The organism is Longimicrobium sp. (assembly GCF_036554565.1).
Lineage (GTDB): Bacteria > Gemmatimonadota > Gemmatimonadetes > Longimicrobiales > Longimicrobiaceae > Longimicrobium.
Genome location: NZ_DATBNB010000607.1, coordinates 1 through 11,597 on the forward strand (window position 1 = coordinate 1; position 11,597 = coordinate 11,597).

Annotated in this window: 8 protein-coding genes; 3 read left to right on the forward strand and 5 right to left on the reverse strand. The window is 69.8% G+C overall.

Going from position 1 to position 11,597, the window contains the following annotated elements; translation table 11 throughout:
• On the forward strand, positions 1-333 hold a 333-nt coding region (locus VIB55_RS16815), incomplete at its 5' end, for an Hsp20/alpha crystallin family protein (protein ID WP_331877827.1).
• A gap of 78 nt (positions 334-411) precedes the next feature.
• Here the strand turns inward: VIB55_RS16815 and VIB55_RS16820 are convergent.
• The 4 genes from VIB55_RS16820 to VIB55_RS16835 all read right to left on the reverse strand — a co-directional run bounded on the left by VIB55_RS16820 (position 412) and on the right by VIB55_RS16835 (position 8,087).
• Positions 412-1,305, reverse strand: coding sequence for a cytochrome c (locus tag VIB55_RS16820; protein ID WP_331877828.1), 894 nt, complete (start codon positions 1,303-1,305; stop codon positions 412-414).
• Between the two features lie 500 nt (positions 1,306-1,805).
• Entirely contained in the window at positions 1,806-4,565 is a 2,760-nt protein-coding gene (locus tag VIB55_RS16825; RefSeq protein ID WP_331877829.1) for a hypothetical protein, read from the reverse strand.
• 119 nt (positions 4,566-4,684) lie between these two features.
• Positions 4,685-5,401: a protein-glutamine glutaminase family protein gene (locus VIB55_RS16830; protein ID WP_331877830.1), complete on the reverse strand. Its 717-nt coding sequence runs from the start codon at positions 5,399-5,401 to the stop codon at positions 4,685-4,687.
• Positions 5,402-5,855: 454 nt separating this feature from the next.
• Positions 5,856-8,087 (reverse strand): penicillin acylase family protein, encoded by a 2,232-nt coding sequence (locus VIB55_RS16835; protein ID WP_331877831.1) that lies wholly within the window; start codon positions 8,085-8,087, stop codon positions 5,856-5,858.
• A 153-nt stretch (positions 8,088-8,240) separates the two neighbouring features.
• On the opposite strand from VIB55_RS16835, the gene VIB55_RS16840 reads away from it, so the two are divergent.
• Complete coding sequence (locus VIB55_RS16840) at positions 8,241-9,842, forward strand: N-acyl-D-amino-acid deacylase family protein (protein ID WP_331877832.1); 1,602 nt, start codon at positions 8,241-8,243, stop codon at positions 9,840-9,842.
• Between the two features lie 10 nt (positions 9,843-9,852).
• On the opposite strand, the gene VIB55_RS16845 is transcribed toward VIB55_RS16840, so the two are convergent.
• The gene (locus tag VIB55_RS16845; protein WP_331877833.1) at positions 9,853-10,146 is read right to left on the reverse strand and encodes a hypothetical protein; all 294 of its coding nucleotides are present in this window, start codon (positions 10,144-10,146) and stop codon (positions 9,853-9,855) included.
• Positions 10,147-10,674: 528 nt separating this feature from the next.
• Between VIB55_RS16845 and hslO the strand changes: the two genes are divergently transcribed.
• Complete coding sequence (gene hslO / locus VIB55_RS16850) at positions 10,675-11,580, forward strand: Hsp33 family molecular chaperone HslO (RefSeq protein WP_331877834.1); 906 nt, start codon at positions 10,675-10,677, stop codon at positions 11,578-11,580.
• Positions 11,581-11,597: the final 17 nt, after the last annotated feature.

The window sequence follows — 11,597 nt, forward strand, 5'->3', positions numbered from 1 at the left end:
ACCGAGATGCCGGGGCTCAAGCGCAACGACATCGAGATCGACGTCGAGAACAACGTCCTCACCATCCGCGGCGAAAAGCGCGAGGAGCGCACCGAGGGCGAGAAGGGCCGGTTCCACCTGGCCGAGCGCCGCTACGGCACCTTCACCCGCTCGTTCGTGCTGCCCCGCGACGTCGACAGCGACGCCATCCAGGCTACCTTCGAGGACGGCGTGCTCACCGTCGTCGTCCCCAAGAGCGAAAAGGCCCGCCGCCGCAAGATCCAGATCGGCGGCGAGGGCGGCCAGCAGCAGATCGGCGTGGAGACGGGCGAGCGCGAGACGCAGAACGCCTGATCCCGCATCTGCGGAATGACGAGGCCCGCCGTGGACGGTTCCACGGCGGGCCTCGCTGCGTCGGGCGTGCGGCGAAGGTCAGGTCTTCGCCTGCGGCTCCACGCGCGGCACGGTGCGCAGGTACATCCACATGGCGCGCAGCTCGTCGTCCGTCATCCTGCCGACCGCCTTCCACGGCATCTCGGGGCGGATGGCCGAGCCGTCCGGGCGCTTGCCCTCGCGCATCGCCCGGAACCAGTCGGCCTCGCTCCACGAGCCGATCGGCCCGCCGGGGGTGATGTTGGGCGTCGGCAGGCCATGGCCGGGGCCGCCCCCCAGGCTGGGTGTGTGGCACCCCACGCATCCGCCCACGCTCACCAGGTACTGCCCGTACTCGCGCGTAACGCCCTGCGGCGGAACCCGGCGGGTACGCGGCGCGTGGTCGATGATCTCGGCGGGCAGGGGAAGCTGGCGGGTGGCGAGCAGCACGTGCCCCAGCGGCCCCACCTTGGAGGGCGCGAGCTGCCGGTCCACCGGCGGCACGGAGCGCATGTAGGCGATGACGGCGGCCACGTCCTCGTCGCTCAGGTGCTGGAATTCGTCCGACGGCATGATGAGCAGGGCGCGCTTGTCGTGGCGCACGCCGTGGCGGATGGCTGCCTCCAGCTGCGCGTCGGTGTAGCGGGGGAGCACGCCCCCCTTGCCCGCGGTAAGGTTTGGGGCGATCAGCACGGCCATGGGCATGCCGTCGATGAATACCGTTCCCCCGAGGTCCTGGCCATGGCACTCGGTGCACTTGGAAACGGCGGTGGCCACGTGCCTGCCGCGCGCCACCTGCGCAGGGTCGCGCGTGATGTTCAGCGACGCCGCCGCGACGTTCCACCGCTGGTTGAGCCGCTTCTTGCTGGCGCCGTACGCCACGGCGAACGCCACCAGCAGCAGGACCACGAGCCCGCCGAGGCCAATGCCCAAACGCTTCATCCACTTCTTCATCGAGCGGTTTCCTCCGGAGGGTCCTGCGGGGTGGGATTGCCGGATGGCCGGCTGGGGGGATGCGGGAGCCGGGCGCGGGGGACTGCTGCGCCGGCGAAGGGCCAAGGGTAATCGTGTGTTCCGCCCAGGTCAAGAAAATTCTCACGGCCGAACCCGGACGAACATCGGACAGAGCGCGCGGCGCGGACACGGATCTCCGATGGCCCGCGCTCCGCGTCGTCAGGCCGCGCGCTGGCGCAGGCTCTCATACAGGTCGGTGTGGTTCAGCAGGTATGTGTATCGCCGCAAACGTGCACGTTTCCGTAGCCGAGAACGATAAGCCCCGCATCGAAGAGCGATGCAGGGCTTTCGGTTCTCCTTCACTGACGCGTTACCGGGCTAGTGCCGCCAAGCCGACGATTCTGCCGCGTCGGGAGTTACCAGACACGAGCCGAGGACACTCGCAAGCGATGTCCGACTCGGTAAGATGCCCTGGGTCCTGGCGCGCCGCCTCACGATCGTCAGAGCTTCAGGAGGAGGATATCCATTCCAATGCCGATTCCGTACCGAATGACGGAGCGGTGGGCAGGGTTTTCCTCCGCCCCAACGCTGCGAAGCGAGGGCATCAGCTGTCCACCGAGCAGCACATTCACGGGCCAGGTCCGCGTAAGGGCGAGGCTCGCGTACAGCCCCGGCGCGAACACCTGACGCACATTGGCATTTGGCTCGGATCGCACGTTCTGGGTGTTGTCTAGGCGGTAGCTGAGTAGTGCGCCCAGATCGATGAGGGGCATGAAGACGCCGAGGCCGCACACCTGCAGCACGCACTTCACGGAACTGGCGTCGGCCGCGCCAGTGAGATCGAACTGCCACTCGACGCCAATTGGGAGCGACGCACCCATCGCTAGTGCCGCTTCTTCCACCTCCTCCGGGTCGTCACCCTCCCGGATGACGCGCTCGAAGCCGGTGGCGAAGCCGGGGAACGCGGTGATGGACGCGCCACCCTCCCAGTAACGCTTACCTTGCCACCCGCCGACCGGCGAGGCAGCGGTCTCAAAAGCCGCCTGCACCTGCGCTCCATCCCGGGCCTCCGAAAGCGACGAGGCCAGCGCAGCAAGGGTCAGCATGGACGCGGGAACCTGGACGGTGCGCACGTCACGAAGCAGCACAGTGGTTCGCGACAAGGCCAGCCCGAAATCCCGCGACGTGATGGCTTCCAGGGCCCCCGAGACGGCACGCCAGCGCGTGTGGATGCTTTCCAGGTGCGCTGTTGCGCTCTTCGGCGCCAGGGCGCGGGCAACGTCCATCGCGCTCGTCACCGCGTCGAACGCGTTGCGCACCACCACCCCGGCGTCCGCCGGACGCGGATCCGCAGGGGCGGCGCGGGCTGCGATGCGCTCCAGCACGCGCACCGTCCCCACGGCTGCCTGCTCGAGCGCGGCCCCCTGGCCAAGATCGACTGGCACGTCCCCGGCCGAGGGCACCGCGCGGACCAGCAGCAGGCGTACGAACGCGCCGCGCTGCTCCTTGGGAACCTGCAACAGCGACCGTGAGGTGAGCAGGTACGGGTGCCGGGTGGGGTCCGCCGTGGGGGCATACCCCTGCGCCAGGTACGTTTCGGCGAGAGTGGCCAGCACGGTGAGGCCCTGCGAGACGCGCCGCCATTCCGGCGGCAGGTCCGGCCCCTGCGGCAGCGTGAATGAGCCCGCATCCCGCAAGATCTCGAAAACGGCATCCCCCTCCAGCAGTCGCGTCGCCATCGGTACCAGCGGCGCCACGGTCGCCACCCGCTGGGCGCACACGGCGCTGCGTACCGCGCCCGTGGGAGCCCGCACCGAGTCTGCGCCCGTGCTGGCGACCGAGTCTAGCGCTCCTGCTTGCCCGCGCCGACCGGCCCCGCCACTCCCGCGGCTCGCCCCGCGCCTGTCCGCCCCGGCCGCGGGCTCGGCGGGGCAGATGGCCACGGCTCCCCCTTTCAGCAGGTTCACCGGCAGCTGCACGAAATCGCCCCCCAGCGTTGCGCGCCAGGCCGTGAGGGGAATTCGCCCCACGTCCACCGCGTCGACCCGCTGGTCTGCGCGGGTGGAAAGCCCCTGCATCAGCGCCCACGTCTCCGGGAACCCGGCCCGCAGCAGGGGCTCGCTGCGGGCAAAGCCGTGCAGGTTCACGATGAACGAATTCACCGCCTCGCGGCGCATGCGGGCGATGATGAAGTCCGTGAGTTCCACCAGGAGGTTGGGCGAGCGGAGGTCGGAGCTGGCCGCCGCGGCCGCGGGTGGTGGCGCCACGACGGCCGAAACGGCGGCGCCGATCCGTGTGCCCTGCAGTGCCGCGACGGTTCGGGCTGGGATCCGGCTTGCCTCGTCGCGAAGGTCCGCCTGCAGCTTTGGGAGAAGCGCATCGAGTTGCTGCTGCGCCTGCTGCGCAAGGGTGGCCAGCCTGTCCCGCTCCGTTCCGCCCTGGCCGGTTTCCAGGACGCTCGCCTGGTGGCGGGCGGTCAGCGAATCCACCATGTGCTGCCACCGCGCAATCCGGGCGTCCAGCTCCCGGGCGGGAGTGGAGTCGGTTTTGATGACGGCGGTGTCTAGCTGGGCGCGCAGCCCCCTGGCCGTGGCCAGCGATTGCACTGCCGCCTGCACGTCCTCCGCAGCGCGCTCGGCTTCCTGAGCCTTGAGGCGCGCCCGCTCCGCCGCCGCATGCACGGCGGCCCGGGAGTCGCGCACGGCCTTGATTTGCACTGTCACGCTGTACAGCGTACCGCACGCTCCCCTGCGGTCACCCCGGCAAATCCGCTCCAGAGTCGTGGCGAACTGTTCGGCGGAAAGCTCCAGAACCGCCGGAGACGGATCTGCCCGGAGCTGCGCCACCGCTGTGTCCAGCGTGGGAACGGAATCGGCCAGTCGCAGCGCGCGCACGCGGGCCTGCTCGGCCGTGCGCAGAGCGTCGATGATCGACTGCGCGTCCGGCAGGTTTTGCCGCAAAGTGCCAAAATCATGAAGGGGCGCGCGGGCGAACGCGCGCGCGCACCGGGCCAGGCGATGCTGGCCAGCAGCATCACTCGAGATGTAGTGGATGAGGAACGCGTGCACGAACGCGCTGCTAGACATGCGCTCCAACTGGTCCAGCACCTCGATGGGCAGTGTGAGCTTCAGGCTCTCGGTGTCTGGGGCGAGGGCGCAGCCAACCTGCTCGTGCCAAGTCGGGGGGGGCTCCTGCGTAAGCGCCGGACGGGAGGAGAGGAGAAGAAGCGCGGTGATCAGGATCCGCACGCGAGTGCGCATGAAGTCTCCGGGTGCAGGCGTGGGCTCTTGAGGAGGGTGAAGCGAGTGGGGCGAGCGGAGACGTGGCCGACAGGGTGGTCCGTGCGCTCTTCACGGCACCGCCCGCCCCTCGTGTCGCGCTACCGCGCTTGGGAAAGCCGCTGCGACCATGACTGGACCTCGGTGCGGAACCGTTCCTGGAGAGGCGCGCAATCCGCCGGTAGATCCGTGCGCCGAAGTAGTTCCAGCAGGTTTTCGGGCTCAGTGATGGCCGCTCGCAGGGCGGGGCATCCGCCGCCCGCGATCAGTGCCGCGCCCACGGCGTCACGTGCCAGGTTCAACGGAATCCGGTTCGATCCCGCCGCGTCGCCCTCGTAGCGGTAGAAGTAGCCATTCATCAGGTTCGTGTTGCGGTGCGGCCACGGCGGCCGGCCGAACGAGGGGGTGCCGGAGTCGTTGAAGAGGTACAATCCCCCGTCGAGCACGGTCCAGAAGGAGGGCGCCGGGATCTTCATCATGGAGAACCAGCGCTCAGGCGAGATCAGCTGGCCCGGCGTGAGCGCGGCGTCCAGCACCAGATCGCCGCGGGAGGTCTTGAAATACAAGGCCACGTGATAGCCCCATTCTACCTTTTCGCCATACGGCACGGCCAGATTAAGTCCCAACTTCCCGGCAATGGCCGACGTGTAGCGGGCCGGGGGAAAGAGCCACACCTTGCCAGCCTTCGCCCGCACGGCCGCAGGCAGCAGCACATAGGCCGCGTGCGCCCGGTCATGACACCCACTGAACAGGTACGGTGAGAATTCCGGCAGGCTGCCGGCCGCCCGCAGCAGCAGCTCCGTTTCTGCTTCGCTCAACGGCTCGACGGAGTTCGCCGGCGGTGGGTACCCATTCATGTCACCGAGACTACTCCCGTCGACGTACACGACCGTGCTGGCGGACGGCCCAGAGCCCGCTAGAGTCGGCGCTCCAGGCCGGCCAGCCGAAGAGGTGCCTGCGCACCCGCCGAGGAGCAGCGCTGTCGCAACACAGGCGGAAACAAGAGAAGAGTGCATGCGGATCGGGAGTGAATGACAATATCTTGGAACTGAGTGCAGCCGATGGCGAAGCTGGACGCGGAGCGAATTACGGGTGCGGAAAAACGGGGTCGTCCGGACTGCCGTAGGACAGCCCAGCAGCTCACGGTCGTTCGAAATTGGTAGGGACCAACATGGCGTTCGATACCAGCCCCTGATACCACCTGCTACACGGCCCAGATTAGCGAATTCATTCTTCGGCTGCAAGTGGTGCGAATGCTCCGTCGTCCAGGACTCAGGGGTGCACGATCGACGCTCTCCCCCTTTGTTGCCGAGTCGCCACCCCCGCCTCCCGCCCGGGCCGGTAGCGCCGCACGGTCGCGCGCTCCACGTCCGCTTCGGTGAAGGCGACGGGCTTCATGCGGTTGGCGGCGAACATCGCGGCCTGGTCGTCGTGGTGCGGCGAGCCGGGCTTGCTGCTCTCGCCGTACGCCAGCACGCTGTAGGCGCGCACTGGATTCGTGAACTCGACGGCGAGCACCCATCCGTCGCCGCCGACGACGGTGCGCGTTCCGTCCGGCTCCTCGCGAAAGTTCAGCACGCGGAAGCATCCCAGGAACCCGCTGCATCCGCCGACGGGCACGTCCACGGAGCCGTGGCGCACGCGGTGGACGGTGCCCCACGCCACGTCCGCGCTCCCGTACTTCCGCTGCACCTCCGCGGCGGCCCAGGCGAACGCTTCCACCGCGCGCGCCGGGTCGCCCAGGCCGCGGGGCGTCGCCAGGGGCTCGGCGGCGGTCCACGCCCGCGCGAAGAGTGCCGCGGCCGGCACGGGAAAGCCCACCGAGGCGGCGCTGGGCGGCGCCTGCGGTCCGGTGCGCACGTACCGCCACCACCACGTTTCGAAGAGCACGCCGCCACGGCTTTCCGCCGCCGCCGTGTTGTCCCAGCGCTCCAGCACGGCCGCCGCCTGCGCGACCTCCGGCGTGGGCGGGGCGGCGCGCACGGCCCGCAGCAAGTCGTCCTTCACGCGGTCGGCCAGGATCATCCGCATGCTGTGCTTGGCGGCCACCACGTCTTCCAGCGAAAACTTGCGATCGTTGTGAAGCAGCTCCAGCGAGTGCTGGCTGCGCAGGCGCAGCTCCGCTCCGCCGGGAAAGTAGGCGGGATAGTCCTCGCGCCGCAGCGGCTGGTGCAGGTTGGTCAGGTACGGCGGATCGTTCTCATTGCGCACGTATCCGCCGCGCGGATTGAGCACCTGCGGAAGCGAGTCGAACCCGACCACGCGCGTCCACACGTCCGTGCTCCGGCTGGCGGGAATTGCCGCGGTGTCGCCGCCGGAGGGGTGCGGCAGGGCCGGGTGGGTGGCGTTCCACACGTAGTAGATGTTCCCGTCGCGGTCCGCGTAGGTGAGGTTGGAGGTCACTCGCGCCCGCATCCGCAGGGCGTTCGTCCATTCGGTGCGGTTGCGTGCCCGCATCATCTTCAGGAACTGCTCGCCCCCGCGGAACTCGTCCTCCCCGGCGGCCCGCACCACGTAGATTCTTCCGCCGCCGCGGTGGATAACGGGCCCCAGCGGCGTCGTCCAGCGTTCGCGCGTCACCGTGCCCACGCCGGGGCCGTTGGCGAACTCCACCGTTTCCGTCTCGCGCCGCAGGGGGACGGAGCCGCCGTCGAACAGGTAGTGGTCCGGACGGGCGGGATCCACCTCCAGCGCGTAGATCTCTTCCAGGTCCGGCGCGTTGTTCGTCGTCGCCCAGCCCAGGTACGTGTTGAAGCCGCCGACGAGGACGATGGGCCCGCCCAGCCGGAAGTCGCCGTAGAAATCCAGCTGCCCGGGCACCGTCACGTGCGCCTCGTAGTAGCCGGCCGACCACGCCAGGTGCGGGTTGCGCAGCAGGATGGCGCGCCCGGACCGGGTGCGGCTGGGCGCCAGGGCCCACGCGTTGGAGCCGTCCTCCGCGCCCGGTGCCTGCGGGTCGCCCTCCGCCCCGGGCTGCGCGGCCCCGCCCCGCGGCGGCTCGCCGCGCACGCGGTTCAGGAAGCGCCGCACGTCGGGGCCGCCCCCGCCCATCCCCTGCGCGTGCACGTCGTGGCCGCTGAAGGTGGGCGTTACCCACGCGGGAAACTCGGATCGATGGAGCTCCACGTAGCGGTTCACCCCGGCGGCGAACCCGTCGTACATGTCGCGCGTGTCGGCTTCCAGGAGGGGATAGCTGGCAACCGCCCGCCGGTGTACGGGGCGCAAATCGAAGTCCGAGTCCAGGCTGTCGGCCCCGTAGCGCAGGGCCAGCTCGCCCCGCGCGCGCACCAGCCCCTGGACGATGCGCATTCCATGGTCTTCCAGCTGCACCCACCCCAGCCCGAAGCCCGCGGCGCGGAAGTTCTCCGCCCGGATGTGCGGCACGCCATACGCCGTGCGGCGGATCTCCACCTGGTCCGCCAGGCCGGCCTGCGCGGCCGCGGCGGGTGCGTAGGCGGCGAGCACGAAGGCGGTCAGCGCCCATCGCGGCGTGGAAGGCGTCATCGATTGGTCCTCGGGAGCGTGAGATGGCGTCGGGACGTGCATCTTGTGCATCGCCACACGCTTCCGCAATGTCACGTGTTTTCCCGCCGCGCCCCGTACCCGTGCCGGGGCCGATCCGTCGGCTCGCTGCCCCCTTCTTCCTGGAACCACGTAATGTCCTTCGGCACGATCACTCGCCGACTCCTGGCCGGCGCGGCGCTTCTCGCGGCCCTTCCGCTTGACGCGCAGGGCGGGTACGACCTCATCATCCGCAACGGGCGGGTGCTGGACGGCAGCGGCAATCCCTGGTACCGCGCGGACGTCGCCATCCGCGGCGACCGCATCGTGGCTGTCGGAGACCTTTCCGGACAGCGCGCGGCACGGGAGATCGACGCGGCGGGATTGTACGTGGCGCCCGGCTTCATCGACGTGCACACCCATGCGGGCGAGGGGCTGGCGACGGCGGCGCTCAGCCACGGGCAGCCGCTGCTGGCGCAGGGGATCACCACGGTGCTGGTGAACCCCGACGGGGGCGGGGCGACGGACATGGCCCGCCAGCGCGCGGAGATGCAGTCGCACGGCATCGGCGTGAACGTCGCGCAGATGGTGCCGCACGGCTCGGTGCGGTCGCGGGTGATGGGGATGGCCGACCGCGCGCCCACGGCGGCCGAGATGGACCAGATGCGGGCGCTGGTGCGGGCCGGGATGGAGGAGGGTGCGTTCGGCCTGTCGACGGGGCCCTGGTACGCCCCGGGAAGCTTCGCGAAAACCGAGGAGCTGATCGACCTGTCGCGGATCGTGGCCGGGTACGGGGGCGCCTATTCCAGCCACATCCGCGACGAGGCGGACTACAACGTGGGGCTGGTGGCGGCGGTGGACGAGGTGATCCGCATCGGGCGCGAGGCACGGCTTCGCGTGGTGGCCACGCACCTCAAGGCGCTGGGGCCGCGGGTGTGGGGCTACTCCGGCGCGCTCGTCAGCCGCATCGACCGGGCGCGCGCCGAGGGCGTGGAGGTGTTCGCGGACCAGTATCCCTACACCGCGTCCGCCACCTCGCTGAGCGGCGCGCTGGTGCCGAGGTGGGCGCTGGCGGGGGGCGACACGGCCCTGCAGCGGCGCATCGCCGACCCCGCGGAGCGCGCCCGGCTGCGGGTGGAGGTGCTCGACAACCTGGACCGGCGCGGCGGCGCGGACCGCATCCAGTTCCGCCGCCACCGCGCGGACCCCACGATTGAGGGCAGGACGCTGCTGTGGGTGGCGCAGCGCGGCGGGGTGGAGCCGGTGGACGCGGTGCTGGAGCTGCTGCGCACCGGCAACCCGGGCGTGGTGTCGTTCAACATGCTGGATGCCGACGTGGACCTGCTGATGCGGCAGCCGTGGATGATGACCTCGTCCGACGGCGACCTGGTGCCGATGGGCGAGGGCGTGCCCCATCCACGCTCGTACGGCACCTATCCGCGCAAGATCCGCGAGTACGTGGTGGAGCGCGGGGTGATGGACCTGGCCGCCGCCATCCGCAGCATGACCTCGCTTCCGGCGACGGTGTTCCGCATTCCCGACCGCGGCACGCTGCGCGAGGGTGCCGTGGCGGACGTGGTGGTCTTCGACCTGGCCCGCGTGAACGACCCCGCCACGTTCAGCGATCCCCACAAGCTGGCGGAGGGGATGGTGCACGTGCTGGTGAACGGCCGCCCGGCGGCGGACCAGGGCCGCTTCTCATCCCAATTGCACGGGCGGGTGCTCGCGCTGCCGCGGCGGGTGGGCGATAGCCGCTGACGGCCGGATCTCAGCCGTTGCAGGCGCAGCCGGAGCCCTTGGTGCAGGTGCGGTTCTTGGCGATGCACGTGTCGCCGCACGCCTTGCCCTCCTTGCACACCTTGCAGCAACTGGTGCCGGAGCCGGGGTCGGTGGGTGACAGGTCGCAGGCCGTGACCAGCGGAGCGGAGCTGGCAAGCACCAGCATGGCCGAGAGGGGGATGGCCGCGCGCAGGCGGCGGAGCATCGGCGGGCGGCTCACGCCCGCCGCCTGGCGCGAAGGGCGCGCGGCGGTGAGCCAGGGGAGCTGGACGAATCTGCGCATGGGATGAACGTGGGTGGATCGAACGCCGCCTTCCGGGCGGCACGGTGCCGCGCCTCGTCGCACGTCGTTGATTCAGTCGGGCGGCCGGGCGGCTTTTCTCGGTACCCTGAGGAATGGGGTGGCCGCGGCCCTGCACGGGCGAATGAATTCGCTGCAACGACCACACGAAGTTCGCCTTCGCGGACTGGCTTGCCTGGAGGCCCCTTTGGGCATCGTGCGCGACCATGCTAGACGGTTTGGTGCGCTTGGGGGTCAAGATGATGCCGTCGCGCTTCGCCTGGGAACGCACCGGTTTGATTCGACGCCCCGAGTTGGTGTGTACCCCCTCTCCCACGCTGTTTGTGGGAGAGGGTGGACGAGCATAAGCGAGGACGGGTGAGGGCCCCACGGCAGCCGAGGCGTCGGATACGGTGACCGCTGCCGCACGGGTGAACGCGCCCGCATGGGAACCGAAGTCCCAAATCGTTGTACCGGATGATGTTGCGCCGCGGCCCGCACGTACGGCCGCGGCTTCTGTTTGGGGAGGCGATGATGACGACGACCAACAACGATTACCTGGTGCGCGCCACCGCGCTGAACGAGCGCGTGCGCGCCTTCGCACTGAACGCCACCGGCGTGGTGAACGAGCTTCAGCGCCGCCACGACACCTACCCGGCCGTCACCGCCGCCCTGGGGCGCACGGCCATGGGCGCCCTGCTGCTCTCGGCGTCGGCGCTCAAGGAAGAGGAGCACGCGCTTACCGTGGACGTGCGCGGCAACGGGCCGGTGCGCCGCATCCTGGTTACCGCCAACGGCCGCGGCGAGGTGCGCGGGTTCGTCGGCAACCCGCACGCGCACGCCGACCACCACGCGAGCGGCAAGCTGAACGTGGCGGGTGTGGTGGGCACCGACGGCTACGTGTCGGTGACGCGCGACCTGGGAATGCGCGAAACCTACCAGGGGATGGTGGAGCTGCTCTCCGGCGAGATCGGCGAAGACCTGGCGTACTACATGTACAAGAGCGAGCAGACGCCGTCGGCCGTAGGCATCGGCGTGTTCGTGAACCCCGACCTGACGGTGGACGCGGCGGGCGGATACATGGTGCAGCTGCTTCCCGGCCTTTCGGACGAGGAGATCGTGGAGATCGAGCAGCGCGCGGCGGCGCTTCCGCATCCCACCACCATGATCCGCCAGGGCACCACCCCCGAGCAGATTCTGGAGATGCTCTTTCCCGAGGGCTACACCTTCGGCGACCGCTACCCCATCTCATTCAACTGCCCCTGCTCGCGGCAGCGGTTCGAGGGCGCCATCGTAAGCCTGGGCAGCGACGAGATCCAGCGGATCATCGACGAAGAAGACCAGCCCTATACCGAGGTGGTGTGCCACTTCTGCAACGAGGCGTACCACTTTTCGACGATTGAGATGCAGGGCATTCTCGATCGGTCCCGCGACTGATCCTCAGTGCCGAAATG

What these genes read in the sequence shown, in the direction of transcription:
- VIB55_RS16820 (WP_331877828.1), bottom strand. Translation starts at nt 1,305, where the DNA reads ATGAAGAAGTGGATGAAGCGTTTGGGCATTGGCCTCGGCGGGCTCGTG.
- VIB55_RS16825 (WP_331877829.1), bottom strand. Translation starts at nt 4,565, where the DNA reads ATGCGCACTCGCGTGCGGATCCTGATCACCGCGCTTCTTCTCCTCTCC.
- VIB55_RS16835 (WP_331877831.1), bottom strand. Translation starts at nt 8,087, where the DNA reads ATGACGCCTTCCACGCCGCGATGGGCGCTGACCGCCTTCGTGCTCGCC.
- VIB55_RS16840 (WP_331877832.1), top strand. Translation starts at nt 8,241, where the DNA reads ATGTCCTTCGGCACGATCACTCGCCGACTCCTGGCCGGCGCGGCGCTT.
- VIB55_RS16845 (WP_331877833.1), bottom strand. Translation starts at nt 10,146, where the DNA reads ATGCGCAGATTCGTCCAGCTCCCCTGGCTCACCGCCGCGCGCCCTTCG.
- hslO (WP_331877834.1), top strand. Translation starts at nt 10,675, where the DNA reads ATGATGACGACGACCAACAACGATTACCTGGTGCGCGCCACCGCGCTG.